We start from the raw sequence: 22,045 nt of genomic DNA, 5'->3' as shown, positions 1-22,045 counted from the left end.
GTTTAACAAATGACCGACAAGAGCAAAGAGTATTTTGAAGAGAAAAAGAGGGCGCGGAAAGGCGCTCATGCGAAAAAGAAAGTAAAGACCGAAAAAAAGGATATGAACAGAAAGGATAAGCGCCTTCTTATCATAATGATTTCGGTCATAGTCGTTCTGACCGTATGCGTAGGTTTGCTGCTGACGTGGCTTATGACCGGCTCGGTCTTCAAAGAGGAGATCCGCAGCGGCAGCGAGCCGATTCCTATAGACGACAACGGCGAATGGGCGGATATAGACATCAAGACCCCCGACGATATGAACGACGGACGAACTCAGAAAAAGGACGTTTACACCTTCGTCTGCTGCGGCATAGATATCGACGAATTCAGAGCGGATACCATTATGCTCGTGACGCTCGATATGAATACCAAGACCGCTAACGTGCTCCATATTCTGCGCGACACCTTCGTCCATGCTAACGGCAGGAATTACAAGATCAACAGCTTCTACGCGCGCAAAAAGAGCGACGGTATCCGGCAGATAATATACAACACAATGGGGATATACCCCAATTACTACGTCACGCTGAACTTCAAGGCGTTCCGTAACATAGTCGACATAATCGGTGGCGTCGAAATAGACGTGCCGTTCGATATGCGATACTCCGACCCGACGCAGGGGCTGAACATCAACCTGAAAAAGGGCAAGCAGCTGCTTGACGGCGACAAAGCGGAGCAGTTCGTCCGTTACCGCAAGGGGTCCGGCGGCGACGGGAGCGACGAGAGCAGGCAGAAACGCCAGGAACAGTTCCTTACCGTGTTCATGCAGAAGTGTATCGATACCTGCAAGGACGATCCCGCGAAGGCGCTGGACATCGTTACTCAGATGATCGAGCATATGAAAACAAACCTTTCGATTGCCGAGCTGACGACCTTCGCGCATTACGGTATGGAGATCGGCGTGGATAATCTGCATTTCCATACGCTGCCCGGCAATTACAAATGGGTGAACAAGACCTGCTACTATCAGGGCTATTCCGACCAGACGCGCAAGCTGCTCAACGAGTATCTCAACCCATACGAGGAGAGTCTGTCGAGCAAATATGTGAAGTTCGACGATCCCGGCGACTACGGCAAGCCCGACAGCGGCGGAAGCGACGACAGCGACAGCGAGGACGAAAGCTCGTCGCGCGGCAGATCGTCGGGTGAAGAGAGTGAGTCCGGCTCATCCGAGGAGGATCCGTCCTCCTTTGACGTGATTGACGAAAGCTCGTCGTCGCAGGATGAGAAATCCTCGTCGTCGAATGCCGGATCATCATCCTCGTCTTCATCTTCGTCCGCGTCATCTTCATCATCAAAGGGTGAATAATCTTACACATAAGGAGCGATTGAAATGAAAGAAAAGAACAAGATCGTCGAGACCGCGGTCAAAGCGCTCAACTCGAAGAAGGGCGTAGATATCGAAGTTATAGACGTTTCAGAGCTGACGAACATAGCCGACTGGTTCATTCTCGCCAGCGGCACCAGCAACGTTCACGTCAAATCCCTCGTCGACGAGGTCGAAGCGCTGCTCAAACAGGAGCAGGGAATAGACCCCAAGCGCGTTGAGGGCTACCCCACCGCACAGTGGATACTTATGGATTACGGCGACGTCATCGTACACGTTTTCCACCCCGAAGCAAGAGAGTTTTACAGCCTCGAACGCCTTTACAGCGAGGGCGCGAGAATGGAAATAGAGGATAAATAATCCGCAAGAGAGAAGAGTTCAAAATGGGATACGATTTCAAAGCAATAGAGAAAAAATGGCAGGATAAATGGGACGAGCTCAAGCCTTTCGCCGCGGTGACCGGCAGCGAGAAGCCGAAGTTTTACGCGCTCGTCGAGTTCCCGTACCCCTCCGGCGCGGGACTGCACGTCGGGCATCCGCGTTCCTACACCGCGCTCGACGTCATCGCGCGCAAGCAGCGTCTGAGCGGCTATAACGTTCTGTATCCGATGGGCTGGGACGCCTTCGGCCTGCCGACCGAGAACTACGCGATAAAGAACAAGATACACCCCGAGATCGTGACGCGCAACAACATCGCGCGTTTCAAGAGCCAGCTCAAATCGCTCGGACTATCCTTCGACTGGGACAGAGAGATCAACACCACCGATCCCGATTACTTCAAGTGGACGCAGTGGATTTTCCTGAAGCTTTTCGAGCGCGGACTCGCGTACAAGAAGGAGATGGCGGTCAATTTCTGCACCTCCTGCAAGTGCGTCCTCGCCAACGAAGAGGTCGTCGGCGGCGTATGCGAACGCTGCGGCAGCGAGGTAATCCGCAAGACCAAGAGCCAGTGGATGCTGAAGATAACCGAGTACGCCGAGCGCCTGCTGAGCGACCTTGACGACGTCGACTACATAGAGCGCGTCAAGACGCAGCAGCGCAACTGGATCGGCAGATCCAAGGGCGCGGAGGTCGATTTCACGACTACCGCGGGCGATACGCTCCGCATCTTCACGACCCGTCCCGATACGCTTTTCGGCGCGACCTATATGGTCATCGCGCCCGAGCATCCGCTCATCGATAAGTGGCGCGAAAAGCTCGCGAATTTTGACGCCGTTTCCGCTTACCGTGACGAGGCTGCGCATAAATCCGATTTTGAACGCACCGAGGTCGCCAAGGACAAGACCGGCGTCAAGCTCGACGGAGTCGAAGCGATCAACCCCGTCAACGGCAAGCGGATACCGATATTCATTTCCGACTACGTTCTCATTTCCTACGGCACCGGCGCGATAATGGCCGTTCCGGGCCACGACACCCGCGACTGGGAGTTCGCTAAAAAGTTCAACGTTCCGATTATAGAGGTCGTCAAGGGCGGAAACGTCGAAGAGGCCGCCTTTACCGACTGCGAGACCGGCGTAATGGTCAACTCCGGATTCCTCGACGGGCTTCCCGTCGAAGAAGCGAAAAAGAAGATCGTCGCCTGGCTCGCCGAAAAGGGAATAGGCGAGGAGAAGGTGACCTACAAACTCCGCGACTGGGTGTTCTCGCGCCAGCGTTACTGGGGCGAGCCCATTCCGATAGTTCACTGCGAGCATTGCGGCTACGTTCCGCTGCCGGAGGATCAGCTTCCGCTGCGTCTGCCGGAGGTGGAGAGCTACGAGCCTTCCGACGACGGCTCTTCGCCGCTCGCGAAGATAGATTCCTGGGTGAACACGACCTGCCCGAAGTGCGGCGCTCCCGCGAAGCGCGAGACCGACACCATGCCGCAGTGGGCCGGCTCGTCGTGGTACTTCCTGCGCTACTGCGATCCGCACAACGACAAGGCGCTCGCGTCAAAAGAGGCGCTGGATTACTGGACTCCGGTCGACTGGTACAACGGCGGCATGGAGCACACGACGCTGCACCTGCTTTATTCGCGTTTCTGGCATAAGTTCCTCTACGATATCGGCGTCGTGCCGACGAAGGAGCCTTACGCAAAGCGCACCAGCCACGGAATGATCCTCGGCGAAGGCGGGGAGAAGATGTCCAAATCCCGCGGCAACGTCGTCAACCCCGACGATATCGTAAACGAATACGGTGCGGACACCATGCGCCTTTACGAGATGTTCATCGGAGACTTCGAGAAAGCGGCGCCCTGGTCCTCGCAGAGCATAAAGGGCTGCAAGCGCTTCCTCGACCGCGTTTATTCGCTTCCGGAGCTGCTCGTCGAAGGCGAGGGTTACGGCAAGCTCGAGAAGAGCTTTAACCGCGCGATAAAGAAGGTCTCCGAGGATATAATGACGCTCAAGGCGAATACCGCGATCGCGGCGCTTATGGAGCTTCTCAACGAGATCGCCGCAGAGAAGGCGATAACCGCCGACGGGCTCAAGACCTTCCTGATCCTGCTCAACCCGCTCGCTCCGCACATTACGGAGGAGCTTTGGGAGCAGAACGGTTTCGGCGGTTACGTCCATCAGCAGAGCTGGCCGGCGTATGACGAAAGCAAACTCGCCGACGACGTCGTAGATATAGCCGTACAGATAAACGGCAAACTTCGCGGTACCGTTGCGATTCCCGCCGACGCCTCAGACGCCGACGCCATCGCCGCCGCGAAAGCAAACGGGAAGATAGCCGCCGAGCTCGAGGGCAAGCAGATTGTCAAAGAGATCTTCGTCAAGGGCAGGCTCGTCAATATAGTCGCGAGATAAAAAATCGACTTTTTTCAAAAAAACTCTTGACAAAGACAGAAATAACGCTATAATTAGAATGTTACTATGTAGAGTAGTAGGATTTTGATTTACGCAAGGGAGGGAAAATTAAATGTCAGAGATTAAGCTTAAGGACAACGAATCGTTGGATAATGCCCTGCGTAGATTTAAGCGTTCCTGCGCGAAGGACGGTATTCTTTCCGAAGTGCGCAAGAGAGAGCATTATGAAAAGCCTTCCGTTAGAAGGAAGAAGAAGTCGGAAGCTGCCCGCAAGAGAAAGTTCAAGTAAGGCAAACGCTTTCGGGTTTCAACACGAATAAAAAGCGGGGAGCCGTCCCCGCTTTTTTGTTTGTATTTTATCGCCGCGCACGCGGCTGAACGGAGATTACATTGAAGCTTTTTACCCCCGACGTCCGTTTGGAACGTGTAACCCAAATATCTGCCGAAACGCTCCGCGCCGTCGGTGTGAAGGGCGTAATTGTCGATCTCGATAACACCCTGGGCGGATACGACGAACCGCTTCCGTCTCAGGAGGTCGTCGAGTGGGCGAAGGGCATCGTCGCCGCGGGCTTTCTGCTGAGCATCGTTTCGAATAACTCGCACAAAAAGCGCGTCCGCGCATACGGAGAGGCGCTCGGCGTGCCGTGCAAGCGCATGTCGCTCAAGCCGCTGACCTTCAAACTCCGCCGAGCCGCGCGCGAGATGGGGCTGAAGCGTCGCGACGTATGCAAGGTGGGAGACAAGGTCTGGAACGACGTTGTCGGCGCGCGCCTCGCCGGGATGAAAAGCATTCTCGTCACATCGACGGCGAAACTGAAGCAGCGCGAAAAAGAGGAGTAACTATGTGGTATTTCGGCACCGCCGGCACGCCCGACGGATATGACGGAAAAAGCTCCGTCGCATACGTTTCATGGGTGAAAGAAAAAGGCCTAAACGCTTTTGAATACCAGTGCGGCAGGGGAGTGCGCGTTTCGCCGGAAACGGCGTCAGGCATCCGCTCGGAAGCGGAAAAGCACGGCGTGCGCCTTTCGCTCCACGCGCCGTATTTCATTTCGCTCAGCTCCGTCGATCCGCAGAAGCGGCTCAACAGCATAGACTACATAATGCAGTCCGCGGCGGCAGCCGCCGCGATGGGCGCGGGCAGGATAATCGTACACTCCGGCAGCGTTTCCGGCATGGAACGCAAAGAAGCCGTCGCGCTCGCGGCGCAGACGCTGAAGCAGGCGATCGGCGCGCTCGATGAAGCCGGACTCGGCCATATCGCGATCTGTCCCGAAACAATGGGCAAGCAGAACCAGCTCGGCACCGTAGGCGAGGTCTGCGGCTTCTGCCTGCTCGACGAACGGCTGATACCGTGCGTCGATTTCGGCCATCTTTACGCCCGTTCGCTCGGCGAAGTCGAGGGCTATGAAGCGTCGCTCGCCGTTCTCGACGAGATCGCCGACGCGCTCGGTACGGAGCGCATGAGAAATCTGCACATACACTTTTCGCATATCGAATACACCGCCGGCGGCGAAAAACGCCACCTCAACTTCCGTGACGGACGGTTCGGCCCGGATTTCGAGCCGCTCTGCCGCGCGCTCGAAAAGAGGGGCGCCGAGCCGGTGATAATCTCCGAGTCCGCGGGAATGCAGGACGAGGACGCGCTTGAAATGAAGCGCATACACGAAAAAGGATAACGGAGGGATTATATGAACACCTACAAAAGATTTGCCGAGCGCATCAAGGGAGAAGTCGACGCCGTCGTCGCGTTCTCGCCGATAAACCGCCGCTGGCTGACCGATTTCAAATCCACGGCCGGATACGTTGTCGTAACGCCCGAACGCTGCTTCCTCGGCGTTGATTTCCGCTATATCGAGGCCGCGAAAAAAGCCGGCGAAGCGGCCGGCATAGACGTGTTTATGTACGAAAAACAGCTTGAGAGCCTCGCGAAGCTGCTCGCCGAGCTTGACGTTGAAACCGTCGGATACGAAGAAGAATTCATGACCGTCGCGCAGTTCAAAAACTTCAAGGCCGCGCTCGGCAAATACAGATACGTCGGCGTTTCCGCGCTCTTCACGCAGGAGCGCTCGGTAAAGGAGCCGTTCGAGATCGAGCGAATGGCGAAGGCGCAGGAGATAACCGACAAGGCGTTCATGCACGCGCTTTCCATCATCCGCACCGGAATGACCGAAAGGCAGCTCCGCAACGAAATAGACTCCTTCTTTATCAACAACGGCGCGGACGGAAACGCCTTTGAATCCATCGTGCTTTCCGGCGAAAACACCTCCCGTCCGCACGGAGTTCCCGGCGACAGGGAGTTCCGCACCGGCGACCTCATCCTCATGGATACCGGCAGTATGTTCGACGGCTACTGCTCCGATATGACGCGCACCGTCGCGCTCGGATACATTAAGGACGAAGCCGTGGAGGCCTACAACGCCGTCCTCGCGGCGCAGGAAGTCGCGCTGAACAGCATAAAAGCCGGCGAAAAAGCCGCCATGATGGACAAGGCGGCGCGCGACGTTTTGGCTTCTTACGGCTGGTCGAAGGAGTTCGGCCATTCGCTCGGACACGGCGTCGGACTTGAGATCCACGAGAGTCCATACCAGAGCACCGTTTCGAAGGATATTCTGAAGGCCGGCCAAGTGGTGACCGTCGAGCCCGGCGTGTATTTTGAAGGCAAGTTCGGCATACGCATTGAAGATATGGTGCTCGTCACCGAAACGGGACTTCGCAACTTTACCGGCTCCAAAAAGCAGCTTATCGTTGTCTGACGTCTCCGACGAAGTCGGGATCGGGAACAGAGAAGGTCTTTCCGTCGAGGTATTCGAGCGTTTCGCCCTCGCCGCCGAAATCGAAGGTGACGGAGGCGGCGCAGAGCGCCTGCCAGCGCCTTCCGCTTTTGCGGTAAAGCGCGTTGCTTCCGTACTTACCGTCACCGACGAGCGGATGCCCGATATGCGCCATATGTGCGCGTATCTGGTGCGTGCGTCCGGTCAGCAGGTCGACGGTGAGCAGGGAAATATCCCCGTCGGTCTTCAAAACTTCATATTTGGTTATCATAGTCAAAGCGCCCTTTGCCGGCTCGTCCGTAACGAAGGAGCGCTTTTTCTCTTCATCCTTGCGGATAAAAGCCTTCAGCGTTGCGCTTCTCGGTTCGGGAACGCCGTGTACGAGGCACAGGTAGTGCTTTTTCACGCGCCGTTCCGCTATCATTCTGTTCATGATCCGCAGCGCTTCCGCGTTTTTCGCCACGATAACTATGCCGCAGGTGTTTCTGTCTATGCGGTTGCAGAGCGCGGGAACGAAGGAGTTTTCACCTTCGGGCGAGTATTCGCCGCTGTCGGTCAGCGACTTGATCACGCGGGCAATGAGCGTATCGGGATCGCCGCTTTCGTCGTCGTGTACGGATAGACCGACGGGCTTGTTTACGAGCATTATGTTTTCGTCCTGATAAACGACGTCGACGGGCGGCAGGTCGGCAACGGCGCGCTCTTTCTTCGTCAGAACGTCGTCGTTGAGATAAAGCGTAACCGTATCGCCTTCGGAGAGGCGGTCGGACGGTTCGCAGCGTTTACCGTTCAGCTTTATATGCTTCGTGCGGACGGCGCGGTAGAGCATCGACTGCGGCATAAAAGGAAACGCTTTGCTTATAAACTTGTCGAGATGCTGCCCCGCGTCGTTTTTGCCGATAACGAGCTCCTTCATGTGTCCTCCGCTTTTGAATCGATACTGTACGGGCAAATCTGAAATAACGTGGCGGTATCCGAGTTGCGGAGCCGCGTTGCCCTTATCATGAACGTCTTTAATGAAAATATAGCACATTTTGAGCAAAAATAAAAGAATATCTTTTCATTTTTGTTCTTTTGTTGTATAATGTCTCCGGTGGTGTTTATATGTCTGAGAATAAAAGCATACATAACGGGCACAGACAGAGAGTGAGGGAGCGGTTCTGCGAAACGGGGCTCGAATCCTTCGCCGACCACAACGTGCTGGAGCTTGTACTGTTCTACTCCGTACCGCGAAAAGATACAAACGAACTCGCCCACAGCCTTATCGAGCATTTCGGCTCGCTGTACGCGGTTTTTGAAGCGAGTGTGGAGCGGCTTATGGAGGTTCCGGGCATATCTTATAACTCTGCGGTTCTGATAAGGCTTTTCCCCGAGGTCTTGAAAAGGTATTCTTTGTCAAAGCAGGGGAAAGGCATAGTTTTGAAGAACATAAATGATATAGCGGATTACGTATCCGGATTCTTTATAGGCGAAAGCGTGGAGTCGTTCTACGTAGTATGCCTCGACGGAAAAAACAAGGTGATTTGCAGCGAAAAACACTCCGTCGGTTCGACTTCCGTAACCGCCGTCGTTATTCCGCGGGTGATCGACAGCGCCGTAAAGCACAAAGCGAGCGGGATAATAATCGCGCATAACCATCCATCGACGTCGGCTCAGCCGTCCGGCGACGATCGCTGCATAACTTCAAAAATCGGGAAACTGCTTGAAGAGATGCGGATACAGCTGATCGACCACATTATAGTCGGTTTTGACGGTAAGTGTACGTCAATGCGCGAAATCGGCCTCATAGATATGTGATATAGGGGTGTATGAATGACCGAACTGCTTAAAGTACAAAAAATCTTCCGGCGGCTGCGGATACTGTTCGCGGTTTTCGCGGTCCTCTGCGTTATCCTTTCGCTGCTCGCGGCGGGAGCCGCGGTCGTATGGGGAATAAAAGGCGAGGAGTATCTCTCCGGAGGAGGCTTCCTTTCCCGAATCGCGGAGGCGCTCGATTTCGGCGGTGGCGGCGTTACTCTCGGACTGTTTATCATGGACGCGATTTCGTTTTTTGCGCTCGGCGTGCTGCTTATCGCGACGGTTATATGCCTGAATAAGGAGATAAAAGAAGGCACGCCGTTTTCGGAAAGCGGCGCTCACAGAACTCGCGTTCTCGGTATGCTGTTTTTCTTTATATCGCTTGCCACGGAGATGGCGGCGGTGATACTTCGCGAATCGTTTTCAGTCGCGCAGGCGGAGAGCCTCGGCGTGGTCGGAGGAATGGCGACCGGAATCGCGCTGCTGGTAACAAGCTCTATGATGCGATACGGCGCGAGGCTTCAGGATATGCTGATGCTCAAGGAAGTGCCGGATCCGGAGACGGATGAAACCGCTGATTCCGCGAGTGAAGAATACGGATCAGGGAGTTCGGGCAGTGTCTTCGATCTTATCGCCAAAGAGGCTGCCGAAGCAGAAAAGGTTATCCCCGATGATACCGGAATAACGCAAGGTGAATAAGCGAAAGAGGCGGGCCAAGCGGTCCGCCTCTTGTATTGTATACGCGAATCGCACGAATCGTCACCCGCGGTATCCGTCGCCCTGGAATGTTCCTCTGCGGCGGAATTCCGCGTCGATCGCGTTGAGGACCTCGCGCTTTCTGCGGCTCCAGCGCGGCGCGATCAGATCTTCGCCCTTGCCGTCGCCGGTGACGCGCTCGAACACCGTTTCCGGCGGGAACAGCTCGATCTGACTGACGACGGTGGAAACGTAATCCTCCTTCGTCATCGCCTCGAAGCCGCCGCCGGCGTAAAGCTCCGCGAGCGGAGTGCCTTTGAGAATGTGGAGCAGATGTATCTTCATAAAGTCGGGCTTCATCTCGGCGAGAACGGACGCGGTTTTCAGCATATCCTCGCGTGTTTCGCCGGGCAGGCCGTTTATAACGTGGACGCATACGGGGATCCCGCGCGCCCGCAGTTTTTCAAATCCGCTTTCGAACTCCGCGAAGCCGTGCCCGCGTCCGAGCTTCAGCGCGACGCCGTCGTTGACCGTCTGCAAACCGAGCTCGACGGTGAGAAACGTGCGCCGCGAAATCTCCGCGAGCGCGTCGCAGACGTCGTCGGGCAGGCAGTCCGGCCGCGTCGCGACCGCGAGTCCGACCGCGCCGGGAAAGCTCAACGCCTCGTCCCAGAGCGCGAGCAGGCGCGGCAGGGGCGCGTAAGTGCCGCTCCCGGCCTGAAAATAGGGGATAAAGGCGTCGACCTCCCACTTTGCGCGCATGATTCCGCGCTGCGTTTCGAGCTGGCGCGTGACGCTGCCGGAGGCGCAGAAGTCGCCGCTTCCGCTGCTGGAGCAGAAGGCGCAGCCGTCCGTTCCCTTCGTTCCGTCGCGGTTCGGGCAGGTGAAGCCGCCGTCGACGGAAAGCTTCGCGGCCTTGCGCCCGAAGCGGTTCCGCAGGTAGTAATCGTACGTGTGATAGCGTTTCCCGTTATCGCTGAAGATGAATTCCCGGCTGTCCACGGCGCGCCTCCTTTAGCGTTTATATCTGAATTATACCACCGTTTCGCCGCCGGCGCAACTCGGAATCGTCGGTTGACATGATCGCGCGGCGGTGTTATAATAGCGGCAGGGAGTGTTTGAAATGAGAGTATCGGTGATCGGCGCGTCGAATATTGATATTTCCGGCCGTTCCGCGTCGCGCTTCGCGCCGCGGGACTCGAATCCGGGCGCGGTGACGAAATCGCTCGGCGGCGTCGGCAGGAATATTTCGCATAACCTGCGTCTGCTCGGCGCGGACGTATCGTTCTTCACCGCCATCGGCGGCGACGAATACGCCGAAACAATCGCGAAGGACTGCGCGATGCTGGAAATCGACCTTTCTCACGCGCTTTACCGCCCCGACCTGCGCAGCTCGATATACCTCTGCATAAACGACGAAAAAGGCGAGCTCGTCGCGGGTATCGCGGATATGGATATCTGCGAAGCGGTGACCGTCGAATACCTGAAGCGCGAGCTGGAGCATATAAACGACGCGGACGCGGTCGTTTTCGATACGAACCTCACGGAAGAGTCGATGGAGTATCTGATGAAAAACTCCGCCAAGCCGACCTTCGTCGACTGCGTATCCGGCAAGAAGACGGAAAAGCTGAAGCGTGCGCTTGAACGCGGCGGCTGCCGGCTTTTCACGCTGAAAGCGAACAGGACCGAAGCCGGCGTGCTCGCCGGCGGCGAGATCGCGGACGAATCGGACGCGAAAGAAGCGGCGGCGCGGCTGCGCTCCTTCGGCGCGGAACGCGTGTATATCACGCTCGGTGCGGACGGCGTCTGCTGCGCGGACGGGAGCGGAGCATTCGTGCTCCCCGCGGCACGCGCTTCCGTAGTCAGCGCTTCCGGCGCGGGCGACGCCTTCATAGCGGCGCTCGTCTACGCCTCCGGCAGGGGCGCGGACCTGCGCGCTTCCGCGGAATGCGGCCTGCGCGCCGCGAAGCTCACGCTTGAGAGCCCGTCCGCCGTCAGCGCCGTAATGTCCGCAAAGGAATTGAAACTGAAATAACAAACGGAGGTCGTTCCCATGAATAAATATCTCGATATCTCGCCCGAAGTTAAGGCGGCGCTCGACGTCGGCAAGCCCGTCGTCGCGCTCGAATCCACGATAATATCGCACGGTATGCCGTATCCGCAGAACGTGGAAACGGCGCTTACCGTCGAGAAGACGATCCGCGACAACGGCGCCGTGCCCGCGACGATAGCGATAATCTGCGGACGGCTGAAGGCGGGGCTTTCTCCCGAAGAGATAGAATACCTCGGCAAGACCGGCGCGGGAGTAACGAAGGCGTCCCGCCGCGACCTGCCCGTGCTCGTTGCGAAGGGCGCGGACGGCGCGACCACCGTCGCTACGACGATGATAATCGCGGCGATGGCGGGGATAAAAGTCTTCGCCACCGGCGGCGTCGGAGGCGTACACAGGGGCGCGGAAACGACGATGGATATTTCCGCCGACCTTGAGGAACTCGCGGGAACGCCCGTCATGGTCGTATGCGCGGGCGCGAAATCCATTCTCGACCTCGGCCTTACGCTCGAATACCTCGAGACTAAGGGCGTGCCCGTCATCGGCTACGGCACTGACGAGCTGCCCGCGTTCTATACGCGCAAGAGCGGCTTCGGCGTGGACTACCGCCTCGATACGCCCGCGGAGCTCGCCGCGGCTTTCAAGGCGAAGCTGGATATGGGACTTCGCGGGGGAATACTCGTCACCAACCCGATACCGGAAGAGTATTCGATGGATCCCGACTACATCAACGGCGCGATAGACGAAGCGGTGAAGGAAGCGGAAGCCCTCGGCATACACGGCAAAGCGACGACGCCCTTCCTGCTCGCGAAGATAAAGGACATCACCGGCGGCGACAGTCTGGAAGCGAACATCAAGCTCGTGCTGAACAACGCCGCGCTCGCCGCGAAGACCGCCACCGAGCTCGCGAAGCTGTAGCGGAGCGGGGGAGCGAAGCCGATTAAAACTCAAAACGACGATAAAAAACAAGCGCCCTTGGCGTACCTGCGATAAAGCAGGTTTATAAGCCAAACAAAACCACCGCCGAAAGCGACCAAACGGTTACTCTCGGCGGTGGTTCATTATTCTTTAATAAACGGCGTATTTCTGATATGTGATTGTAGGCTGTATGCTCCCTTATAGCCAATCTCTCTTGTCATCAACAATACGGCAAGCAATTTGTGGCTCGGTCGAGAATAATACAGAACACATTTTTTACCGTTAATTGTAAGCTCCTGTTTCCATATTAGCTTTAGCGTCAACAGATCATCTATTACCGCATTGATTTGATCACTTGCAATTTCGCAATCTCGCTCAAGCACTGCGCTCTCAAAAACATAATTCTCCGTTTTATGATACAAATAGATCAAAGCGTTCATTGTATCCGTATGCGACAGTGCAGCAAAGATTTTTTGCAGGTCGTCCTTATCATTCAGAAAATGTCCGTACCCCTCTGTCGGTTGTGGAAATACCGAGAAGAAAGGTTCTATTCCATTAGAAACGATTGTAAATCCGTTATCGTCAAGAATATAGGATGCGTTTTTCTGATTTTTGATTTCGTTGGGATCATACTTCTTTTCGATTTCCATACGACAGTTAAACAAACCGCGCTCAATCTGCCAACCGATATCACGCGCAACGTTAAAACGCTCATTTGCTTCTGTTGCATGAATCAATTTCACGATTTTGGACGAAATATCTGCCATTGTAACCGATTCATTCCCGAAAAGCTCGTCAAGAGATACCTCAAGCTCGTTGGCAAGTGGCACAAGAAGTGCTCCGTCTGGATAGGTTTCGCTCGTTTCCCACTTGGATACTGCTTGCGCAGATACGCCGAGCTTTGTAGCGAGCTGTTCTTGTGTCATATCCTTTTCAAGACGCAATCTTTTGATATTAGCTGATAAACTCATAGTTATTTACCTCCGATCATTTTGCATCTTCCGTTGAAGTTGTATTCGTAGGACTCTCTACCGCACATTCTTTCAAATGCCAAGGAAATTAAGGAGAGAACAAGACCGTCTCCGTGGCATTCATACACTCTCACATCTCCTTCGGCAAGATGCGCTGTTACCCAATGGCATGCTCCTACAGAACAGAATTCATCGAGAATTTCGGAAACTCGTTCTTCCTTTACGCCCGTATTCTTTGCAATATAGTCTGCCGTGAAACTTTCAGAGCATGCGGTGGAATGAACATAATAAAGAACGGACAAAGCATCTTCACTCGACAAGAACTTGAAGATTTTAACGATTTCTTTTTGCTTATTCGAATCGTTCATCCATGCAAAATCAGCTTTGTTGCGGAGCATCATTACCGCCACGTTTGCATTTTCGGAGCTTGCTACGAACTCAAAAAACTCATGAAGCGATATGTTAGAACGATAAAAATGCGATATCTCAGGCGGAAAAACATTTTCTCTATCATATATATCATCACTATATTGGGAAACTGTTCCATACATAGCCGGAATAAGTGCTCTTACCGCTTCAAATGCTTTTAGCACAGATTCGCGGCGATCAAGCCCTTCAAACAAAGAGCGGATTTCTTCCGTCGTGCTTTGCTTTTTATCCTCGGAAAGTCCGAGAAGCGTGTCAGTAGTGACACCATAATACTTTGCGAGTTCTACAACCATAGGGAGATCAGGTGTCGAGGCACCATTCTCCCATTTGGACACCGTTTTATTTGAAATAGATAGGTTTTGTGCCACATCTTCTTGTGTTACTCCCTTTGATGTGCGGAGCTCCACCAATTTTTCTGCAATCTTACATTCGTACATATTTTTCACCTCTCGAAAAAATTCAAGTTCCGGAGCTTGTGACTAGATTATACACGAAACCAACAGTAGAGTCAACAGAGCGATATTCTATCATTTCTCTGATTTGGAGAATAAAACGCACAACAATCAACCAAATGTAGCAAATGGCTTTTGTGTCCACAAAAGCAGTGCTTGTCAGGAAAATTGACAAGTTATAGATGAACAAAAAGAAAGGCTCCCTTGTGTAAAGGGAGGCTCATTGTCGCCCGACAGTTCATCTGAAAGGTGTAACACACTATACCTTGTAAGCAAGGCGCGTGAAAAGGAGTACGAACAAAACGCTCGTACTCCTTTTGCTTTTTTCGGCAGGTAAAACCTGCTTTATGAAAGGCACCCCTTCGGGCGCTTGTTTTTTTATATCGCGATTATTATCCGCCGTATTCGCTCGCGTGCTTCTTTATCGCGGCGAAGGTTTCGTCGCTGAGATAATGCTCGATGCGGCAGGCGTCTTCGGTCGCGGTCTTTTCATCGACTCCGAGACTTATCAGCAGCCGGCTGAGGAGCGTATGCCTCTCATATATCCTCTTAGCTATCGCTTTTCCAGATTCCGTCAGCCTTATGTAGCCCTGCGCGTCGGTTTCAACGTGTCCTTCTTTTTTGAGCAGACCCATGGCGCGGCTTACGGACGGTTTGGAAAAGCCCATATGCTCTCCCACGTCGACCGCGCGGACGTTCGCGTTCTTCTGCGATAATACGAGTATCGTTTCGAGGTACATTTCGCCGGATTCGCGCATCGCCATTCTATTCACTCCTCGCTTGCAACTATCGATCGCTTACTATTATAGCGTAAAAACCGCGATTTTTCAAGATGAATCCGAAAGATTGTAAAAATCTCAAAAAAGTTTCAAAAACCCCTTGACAAGTTAGCGGGCGCTAACTATAATTATATACGGTTAGCGAAGGCTAACCGTATATTTTGACAGGTAGTTAGCAATCGCTAACGCGGAGGATGATATGATACCGCTCTGTTTAGCAGAAAAAGGGGAGCCGCTTATCATAAAAAGGATCGGCGGGAATCCGGAAGTCAAGCTGCATCTCGAGAACCTCGGCTTCAACGTCGGGGGAGAGGTGCTGATCGTCAATTCTCTCGGAGAAAACATAATCGTCAAGGTCAAAGAATCGCGCGTAGCCATCAGTGATGAGCTCGCACGTAAAATAATGGTTTAGTATTTTATTCAAGGGGGAATATAAAGTGAAAACACTCAGAGACGTAAAGATCGGAGAGACCGCCACCGTCGTCAAGCTCCACGGCGAAGGCGCCGTAAAGCGCCGCATCATGGATATGGGCATTACAAGACGCACTCCAGTATACGTGCGCAAGGTCGCGCCGCTCGGCGATCCGATAGAGGTCACCGTCAGGAACTACGAGCTGTCTATCCGTAAAGCAGACGCGGAAATGATAGAAGTGGAATAAAGACTGCTATTTTTTCAGCCGGCGGTTAGCGGACGCTAACCGTTCAAAGCTCGTCAGAGCAGAAAGGAAGCATTTATCATGGATCTGAGAATCGCCCTTGCGGGCAATCCGAACAGCGGCAAAACAACGCTTTTTAACGCATTGACCGGTTCCAATCAGTTCGTCGGGAACTGGCCGGGCGTCACGGTCGAGAAGAAGGAAGGCAAGCTCAAGAAGCACGACGGCGTTATCATCACCGACCTTCCGGGCATCTATTCGCTCTCTCCCTACACGCTGGAAGAGGTCGTCGCGAGAAACTATCTTATCAGCGAACGCCCCGACTCGATACTCAACATCGTCGACGGCACGAACCTCGAGAGAAACCTCTATCTTACCACACAGCTGACCGAGCTCGGCATACCGGTCGTCGTTGCGATCAATATGATGGACGTCGTCAAAAAAGAGGGCGACAAGATCAACGTTGCCGAGCTTTCGCGGCAGATCGGCTGCCCGGTCGTCGAGATTTCCGCTTTGAAGGAAACGGGCATAGCCGAAGCCGCCGAAGCGGCGATCGAAGCCGCTAAAAACGGCAAAACGATCCCGCAGCACAGCTTCTCCGGACCCGTCGAGCACGCGCTCGCGCATATCGAAGAAGCGGTCGTCCACGACCTGCCGGAAGAGCAGCAGAGGTGGTACGCCGTCAAGATCTTCGAGCGCGACGAAAAAGTGCTCGAATCGCTTAACCTCGCGCCCGACGTGCTCGCGCACATCGAGGAGGACATAAAGTCCGCGGAAGCCGAGCTTGACGACGACGCGGAAAGCATCATCACGAACGAGAGATACGTCTACATAGCCGAGGTCATCAAGGGGTGCTACAAAAAGAAGACCGCGAGAAAGCTCACTAAAAGCGACAAGATCGACAAGATCGTCACCAACAGATGGCTCGGACTCCCGATCTTCGCGGTCATCATGTTCCTCGTTTACTATATTTCGATGGTGACGGTAGGCAGCGCGGCGACCGACTGGGCTAACGACGGCCTCTTCGGCGACGGCTACCATCTGTTCGGTATCGGAAGCAGCGCCTACGCGGAAAAATCGGAGAATTACGAAGCCGCGACGAACGCGCTCGCCGCTTACGGATTCGAGTTCGACCTCGAAGACGAAGAGTTCGACGCCGACGCGCTCGCCGCCGAAATAAAGGGCTTCACGACGGATCAGGCGTCCGCGGAGACCGAGGTCACCGACGACGAAACGCTTGAAGTCTCGACTCTGACCGTCTATTACGACTCCGTGCCCGATGACGCCGACGAAGAAGCGACCAACGGCATGACCTTTAAGGAAGCCGTCGCGTATTTCGGCGAAAAGGGCTTTGAGGAGCCCGATCCGGCGGACGACGGCGTATGGGTGCCCGGTATTCCCGGACTGCTCGACAAAGTCCTCCTCGACGCGGACGGAAACGCTCGCGTTCCCGAGTGGCTCTACGGACTTATTCAGGACGGTATCGTCGCCGGCGTCGGCGCGGTGCTCGGCTTCGTGCCGCAGATGCTCGTTCTGTTCCTGCTGCTCGCGTTCCTCGAGGGCTGCGGCTACATGGCGCGTATCGCCTTCGTTCTCGACCGCATATTCAGGAAGTTCGGCCTCTCCGGCAAATCCTTTATCCCGATGCTCGTCGGCACCGGCTGCGGCATCCCCGGGATCATGGCGTCCAGAACGATCGAAAACGAACGCGACCGCCGTATGACGATAATGACGACCACCTTCATACCCTGCGGAGCGAAGCTCCCGTTCATCGCGATGATCGCGGGCGCGCTTTTCGGCAAATCCCCCTGGGTCGCGGTGTCGGCTTACTTCATCGGAATGGCGGCGATAATCGTCTCCGGCGTGATGCTGAAGAAGACGAAGCGCTTCGCGGGCGATCCCGCTCCGTTCGTTATGGAGCTGCCCGCGTACCATCTGCCGACGGTCAAAAACGTGCTCCGTTCCACCTGGGAGCGCGGCTGGTCCTTCATCAAGAAGGCGGGCACGATCATCCTGCTTTCGACGATCGTCGTCTGGTTCACATCCTACTTCGGTTGGGTTGACGGCACGTTCCGTATGCTCGCCGAAGAGGAGATGGAGTTCTCGATCCTCGCCTATATCGGCAAGGGGATCGGCTGGATCTTCGCGCCTCTCGGCTGGGGCAACTGGAAAGCCGCGGTCGCGTCCGTCACCGGCCTCGTCGCGAAGGAGAACATCGTCGGTACGATGGGCATCCTTTACGGCGACTGGGCGGGCATAAGAGCGTCCTTCGACGTCCCGCAGATCGCCGGCTTCTCCTTCCTCGTGTTCAACCTGCTCTGCGCGCCCTGCTTCGCGGCTATCGGCGCCATCAAGCGCGAGATGAACAACAGAAGATGGACCTGGTTTGCAATCCTGTATGAATGCGGCTTCGCCTACGCGATCGCGCTTATGATCAACCAGTTCGGCAATCTCTTCACCGGAAACCTCGCCACCGGCGCAGGCACTGTCGTCAACGTCATAAGTCTCGTCGCCGCTTTCGCGCTGCTCTGCCTGATGGCGTATATGCTGTTCTTCAAGAAGTACAGCGAGGCGACGAAGCTTACGCAGAAAGTCAGAGTCTGATCGGCGAAAGGAGCTGAAAACCATGTTTGCATGGATCGCGGATAACGCGGTAACGATAATCGCGATAGCGGCGGTGCTTGCCGCGGTCGGTATCGCGGTGCTCTCTCTGGTAAAGAGCAAAAAGCGCGGCGGATGCACCGGCAACTGCGCCTCCTGCGGAATGGGTTGCTCCTGCTGCGAAAAGAAATCATAACGCATGGCTCGGCCCGGGAACAAACACGCGAGAAGTCTGTTCCCGGGCCTGCATTAAACTTATTATCCGAACCGGAGGCGCTTTATGTCTATAGTGCGATTTGAAAACGTATCGAAAATATACACGAGCGGAGACCACGAACTGCGTGCGCTCGACAAGGTGAGCTTTACGCTTGACGAGGGAAAGTTCGTCGTGATCCTGGGCCCGTCGGGAGCGGGGAAGAGCACGCTGCTCAACCTGCTCGGCGGACTTGACAGTCCGAGCGAGGGAACGATAACCGTTTCCGGCGCGGACATTTCCGAGCTGACCGATAACGAACTTGCCGATTACCGCGCTTCTACGGTCGGCTTCGTGTTCCAGTTTTACAATCTCATCCCGACTCTGACGGTCTATGAAAACGTCAAACTCGTTTCGGAAATATCCGAAAACGCCCTCGACGCGAAGGATATGATCGGCAAAGTCGGACTGCTTGACCACCTGAACAATTTTCCTTCGGAGCTTTCCGGCGGCGAACAGCAGCGCATTTCCATCGCGCGAGCCCTCTGCAAAAATCCGAAGATACTGCTGTGCGACGAGCCGACCGGCGCGCTTGATTCCGAAACCGGCGTTATGGTGCTGAAGCTGCTGCTCGAAATGGCGAAGAATTACGGCAAGACCATCGTTATCGTCACGCACAATCAGAGCATAGCGAAAATGGCGGACGTAGTGATCCGTGTCAAGAACGGAAAGATCCGCTCGATCGAAGAGCAGGCGGAGCCGCTTTCCGCCGACGAGGTGGAATGGTGATGCTTATTCGTAAACTGCTCCGCACGGCGTGGAGCTACAAGGCGCAGTTCATCTCCATGATCATAATGATGACGCTGGGGATCGGCATTTTCCTCGGCTTCAACATGGAGTGGAAAACGATAGAATACGATACCTCGCGCTTCTTCAGCGATACGGAATACGCCGATTACCGCCTCTATTCCGAAACCGGATTCACGAAAGACGAACTCGACAAGATCGCTTCGATAGAAGGCGTTGACGCGGCGACGAGGTATCTTTCCGTGAATCTCGAAATCAAGGGCGGCGCCAAAAAAGCGCTCGCGCTCGACGTTTCGGAAAACTACACCGTTTCGACCTTCGTTCTGATGAGCGGCAGGGAGTATGACGCGAACGGCGAAGGGCTCTGGCTCTCCGACAAATTCGCAAAACTGAACGATATCGCGGAGGGAGACTCCCTGACTCTTGAGTTTCAGGGAACGGAGATCGATATCGAGGTCGTCGGTCTCATAAAAGCCGGCGAGCATATGATCTGTCTCGCCGACAGCAATCAGGTGATGCCCGATTTCACGACGTTCGGGTACGCGTATATCTCTCCCGCGGAGCTCGACGGCATCCTGCTGAAAAAGCTTCCCGCTTCCGCGCCCGCCGAGATGCTCGAAGCAGCGAAGGACAAGGTCTTCTCGCAGATCAATCTGCGCTCCGGTATGGAAAAAACGGAGCTGGAGGACGCGGTCAGGGAAAAGCTCGGCAAAACGCTTATGGTCGTTTCGAAGGACGATCACGTCGTCTATAAAGAGGCGATGGGAGAAGCGGACGAGGGAAAAGCGATGGGCTCAATTCTTCCGGTGCTGTTCCTCGCGATCGCCGTGCTTACGATGGTCACGACGATGCACCGTATCGCCACAAAAGAAAAAACTCAGATAGGCGTACTGAAGGCGCTCGGCTTCAAGAACCGCACCATCCTGCTCCACTATTCGTTTTACGGCCTTTTCATAGGACTCGCGGGCTCGGCGTTGGGCGCCGTCCTCGGATACTTCGTATGCAAGGCGGTAATGAGCGAAAACGGGATGATGGGCACGTACTTCGATATGCCGGACTGGACGGCGGATACCCCGGCGTTCTGCTATCCCGTGATAGCGGGCGCGGTCCTGCTGCTTGCGCTGATAAGTTTTCTTTCGGTGCGCGCGCAGCTGCGCGGCACCGCAGCGGACGCTCTGCGTCCGTATACGCCGGGAAAAATGAAGAAGTCGCTTCTTGAAAAGCTCCCGTTCTTCGGCAGGCTGAACTTCGCGACCAAATGGAACGTGCGCGATCTTATGCGCCACAAGAGCCGTTTCGCTATGACTCTCGTGGGTATTATCGGATGTATGATCCTTCTCGTCGGCGGTCTCGGTATGCGCGACACCATGGCGGGCTTTCTCGATCTGCTCGATAACGGCGTTTCCCACTACGCGACGAAGGTCAACCTTGTCGAGAACACGGGGCTTGAAGAAGCGTCCGGGCTTATATCAGACCTCGACGCGGATTGGGAAAGCTATTCAGGCATTAGTATAGACGGGAATACCGCGACGCTCGATATCGTCCATAACGAAAAAGGCCGCTTCAGCGTTATCGACGAAGACAACGAGCCGATAGACCTGCGGGACGACGGCGTTTATCTCTGCCTGCGTCTTGCCGATAAAGCGAAGATAGGGGAGTACGTCGAGTTCTCGCCTTACGGCGGCGAAAAAACGTACAGGGTGAAGGTTGCCGGATACAACCGCTCCATTATGACCGAGAGCGTTACCATGACCGACAGACTCGCGGACGAACTCGGCATCGTGTACGGCGTTTCCGCCGTTTATACAGAAAAGAGCTCGGGCGAAATACCGCCGTCCGAACTGATTTCCGGCAAGCAGGACAAACGTCAGCTTATGGACAGCTTTTCAAGCTTCGTTCAGATCATGGACGGAATGGTATTAATACTCGTCATTGCCGCGATCATACTCGGCATAGTGGTCCTGTATAACCTCGGCGTAATGAGCTACGTCGAACGCTCCAGGGAACTCGCCACGCTGAAGGTGCTCGGTTTCAGAAGCAAGAAGATCGGGCGCCTGCTGATTTCTCAGAACGTCTGGCTGACCGTTATCGGTGTGATACTCGGACTTCCCGCCGGTCTGGGAACGCTTCAATGGATGTTGACGGCGCTCGCGTCCGAATACGAGCTGAAGCTGATGCTCGGCCCGTTGACGTATTCGGTATCCATTTTGCTGACGTTCGGAGTATCGATACTTGTCGGGTGGATGGTAGCGCGTAAGAATAAGAAGATCGACATGGTCGAAGCGCTGAAAAGCGCGGAATGAGGGATGATCCGAAGCGGATGATTCCCGACCGGTAAGAATAAGGCGGATTTCTCGCGCGGATTTGCCCGGGCCGGCTATGCCGGAACGCCGTTATTGAGATTTTTTTGCTGAAAATTGAAATTCGCTCTTGATTTTTTCTTCGCTATGTGGTATATTAACTCTTGCCGTCTGAAAAACGGCGGCAATTTGGGCCTGTAGCTCAGTTGGGAGAGCGTTCGGTTCGCATCCGAGAGGTCGTGGGTTCGAATCCCTTCAGGTCCACCAAAAAAAAGGGTTGCTATTTTAACAAGGATAGCAACCCTTTATTATATTTCACTGATTTCCCTGGGAAATTTCATATACCGAATATATCCCATCTTATTGCATTATTTAAGATATTGTGTTACAATGGGAATAAAGAGGTATGAATTTATTCCCAGGGGTGTTGAGAATGTCAAAACAGGTTCATGTCCGCATGGAAGATTC

The 22,045-nt window shown here is 54.7% G+C and carries 22 protein-coding genes and 1 tRNA gene; 18 read left to right on the top strand and 5 right to left on the bottom strand.

Annotation, left to right across the window (positions count from 1 at the left end; genetic code table 11):
• The first annotated feature begins 102 nt into the window (after positions 1–102).
• The 7 genes from J5441_02830 to J5441_02800 all read left to right on the top strand — a co-directional run bounded on the left by J5441_02830 (position 103) and on the right by J5441_02800 (position 6,910).
• Positions 103–1,350 (top strand): LCP family protein, encoded by a 1,248-nt coding sequence (locus J5441_02830; protein MBO4934088.1) that lies wholly within the window; start codon positions 103–105, stop codon positions 1,348–1,350.
• A 24-nt stretch (positions 1,351–1,374) separates the two neighbouring features.
• Complete coding sequence (gene rsfS, locus J5441_02825; GenBank protein MBO4934087.1) at positions 1,375–1,728, top strand: ribosome silencing factor; 354 nt, start codon at positions 1,375–1,377, stop codon at positions 1,726–1,728.
• A 23-nt stretch (positions 1,729–1,751) separates the two neighbouring features.
• Positions 1,752–4,154, top strand: a complete 2,403-nt coding sequence (locus J5441_02820) for a leucine--tRNA ligase (protein MBO4934086.1) — start codon at positions 1,752–1,754, stop codon at positions 4,152–4,154.
• A 112-nt stretch (positions 4,155–4,266) separates the two neighbouring features.
• Positions 4,267–4,443: a 30S ribosomal protein S21 gene (locus J5441_02815; protein MBO4934085.1), complete on the top strand. Its 177-nt coding sequence runs from the start codon at positions 4,267–4,269 to the stop codon at positions 4,441–4,443.
• 101 nt (positions 4,444–4,544) lie between these two features.
• Entirely contained in the window at positions 4,545–4,994 is a 450-nt protein-coding gene (locus tag J5441_02810; protein ID MBO4934084.1) for a YqeG family HAD IIIA-type phosphatase, read from the top strand.
• A 2-nt stretch (positions 4,995–4,996) separates the two neighbouring features.
• Positions 4,997–5,833, top strand: coding sequence for a TIM barrel protein (locus J5441_02805; GenBank protein ID MBO4934083.1), 837 nt, complete (start codon positions 4,997–4,999; stop codon positions 5,831–5,833).
• A 12-nt stretch (positions 5,834–5,845) separates the two neighbouring features.
• Positions 5,846–6,910: an aminopeptidase P family protein gene (locus tag J5441_02800; GenBank protein MBO4934082.1), complete on the top strand. Its 1,065-nt coding sequence runs from the start codon at positions 5,846–5,848 to the stop codon at positions 6,908–6,910.
• On the opposite strand, the gene J5441_02795 is transcribed toward J5441_02800, so the two are convergent.
• On the bottom strand, positions 6,897–7,844 hold the full coding sequence (locus J5441_02795) for an RluA family pseudouridine synthase (protein ID MBO4934081.1): 948 nt from the start codon (positions 7,842–7,844) through the stop codon (positions 6,897–6,899). The genes J5441_02800 and J5441_02795 overlap by 14 nt on opposite strands.
• A gap of 188 nt (positions 7,845–8,032) precedes the next feature.
• Here J5441_02795 and radC point away from each other — a divergent pair, with 188 nt between their 5' ends.
• Together radC and J5441_02785 are read left to right on the top strand one after the other, a co-directional pair.
• Entirely contained in the window at positions 8,033–8,725 is a 693-nt protein-coding gene (gene radC, locus J5441_02790; GenBank protein MBO4934080.1) for a DNA repair protein RadC, read from the top strand.
• A gap of 15 nt (positions 8,726–8,740) precedes the next feature.
• The gene (locus J5441_02785; GenBank protein MBO4934079.1) at positions 8,741–9,424 is read left to right on the top strand and encodes a hypothetical protein; all 684 of its coding nucleotides are present in this window, start codon (positions 8,741–8,743) and stop codon (positions 9,422–9,424) included.
• Between the two features lie 60 nt (positions 9,425–9,484).
• On the opposite strand, the gene J5441_02780 is transcribed toward J5441_02785, so the two are convergent.
• Complete coding sequence (locus J5441_02780) at positions 9,485–10,423, bottom strand: TIGR01212 family radical SAM protein (GenBank protein ID MBO4934078.1); 939 nt, start codon at positions 10,421–10,423, stop codon at positions 9,485–9,487.
• A gap of 121 nt (positions 10,424–10,544) precedes the next feature.
• On the opposite strand from J5441_02780, the gene J5441_02775 reads away from it, so the two are divergent.
• The gene (locus J5441_02775; GenBank protein MBO4934077.1) at positions 10,545–11,456 is read left to right on the top strand and encodes a carbohydrate kinase family protein; all 912 of its coding nucleotides are present in this window, start codon (positions 10,545–10,547) and stop codon (positions 11,454–11,456) included.
• 18 nt (positions 11,457–11,474) lie between these two features.
• Positions 11,475–12,389: a pseudouridine-5'-phosphate glycosidase gene (locus J5441_02770; GenBank protein MBO4934076.1), complete on the top strand. Its 915-nt coding sequence runs from the start codon at positions 11,475–11,477 to the stop codon at positions 12,387–12,389.
• A gap of 143 nt (positions 12,390–12,532) precedes the next feature.
• Here the strand turns inward: J5441_02770 and J5441_02765 are convergent, their stop codons facing one another.
• From J5441_02765 to J5441_02755, 3 genes are all read right to left on the bottom strand, one after another.
• Positions 12,533–13,360, bottom strand: coding sequence for a helix-turn-helix transcriptional regulator (locus J5441_02765; GenBank protein MBO4934075.1), 828 nt, complete (start codon positions 13,358–13,360; stop codon positions 12,533–12,535).
• 2 nt (positions 13,361–13,362) lie between these two features.
• Positions 13,363–14,226 (bottom strand): helix-turn-helix transcriptional regulator, encoded by an 864-nt coding sequence (locus J5441_02760; GenBank protein ID MBO4934074.1) that lies wholly within the window; start codon positions 14,224–14,226, stop codon positions 13,363–13,365.
• Positions 14,227–14,633: 407 nt separating this feature from the next.
• Positions 14,634–15,005 (bottom strand): metal-dependent transcriptional regulator, encoded by a 372-nt coding sequence (locus J5441_02755; GenBank protein ID MBO4934073.1) that lies wholly within the window; start codon positions 15,003–15,005, stop codon positions 14,634–14,636.
• Positions 15,006–15,219: 214 nt separating this feature from the next.
• On the opposite strand from J5441_02755, the gene J5441_02750 reads away from it, so the two are divergent.
• The 7 genes from J5441_02750 (at position 15,220) to J5441_02720 (ending at position 21,844) form a co-directional block, all read left to right on the top strand.
• Entirely contained in the window at positions 15,220–15,432 is a 213-nt protein-coding gene (locus J5441_02750; protein ID MBO4934072.1) for a ferrous iron transport protein A, read from the top strand.
• A gap of 25 nt (positions 15,433–15,457) precedes the next feature.
• Positions 15,458–15,679 (top strand): ferrous iron transport protein A, encoded by a 222-nt coding sequence (locus J5441_02745; GenBank protein ID MBO4934071.1) that lies wholly within the window; start codon positions 15,458–15,460, stop codon positions 15,677–15,679.
• A 78-nt stretch (positions 15,680–15,757) separates the two neighbouring features.
• Complete coding sequence (locus tag J5441_02740) at positions 15,758–18,280, top strand: ferrous iron transporter B (protein ID MBO4934070.1); 2,523 nt, start codon at positions 15,758–15,760, stop codon at positions 18,278–18,280.
• Positions 18,281–18,302: 22 nt separating this feature from the next.
• A complete protein-coding gene (locus J5441_02735; GenBank protein MBO4934069.1) occupies positions 18,303–18,473 on the top strand; it encodes a FeoB-associated Cys-rich membrane protein in 171 nt (56 codons plus the stop codon).
• 84 nt (positions 18,474–18,557) lie between these two features.
• Positions 18,558–19,259, top strand: a complete 702-nt coding sequence (locus tag J5441_02730) for an ABC transporter ATP-binding protein (GenBank protein MBO4934068.1) — start codon at positions 18,558–18,560, stop codon at positions 19,257–19,259.
• The gene (locus J5441_02725) at positions 19,259–21,580 is read left to right on the top strand and encodes an FtsX-like permease family protein (protein MBO4934067.1); all 2,322 of its coding nucleotides are present in this window, start codon (positions 19,259–19,261) and stop codon (positions 21,578–21,580) included. The genes J5441_02730 and J5441_02725 overlap by 1 nt, the downstream gene beginning before the upstream one ends.
• A 188-nt stretch (positions 21,581–21,768) precedes the next feature.
• Positions 21,769–21,844, top strand: a tRNA-Ala gene (locus J5441_02720).
• Positions 21,845–22,045: the final 201 nt, after the last annotated feature.

It is taken from the genome of Clostridia bacterium (assembly GCA_017620395.1).
In the GTDB taxonomy this organism is placed as follows: domain Bacteria; phylum Bacillota; class Clostridia; order Oscillospirales; family RGIG8002; genus RGIG8002.
The sequence above is the reverse complement of the archived record's forward strand: the minus strand, read 5'-3'. Positions and strand labels throughout refer to the sequence as shown.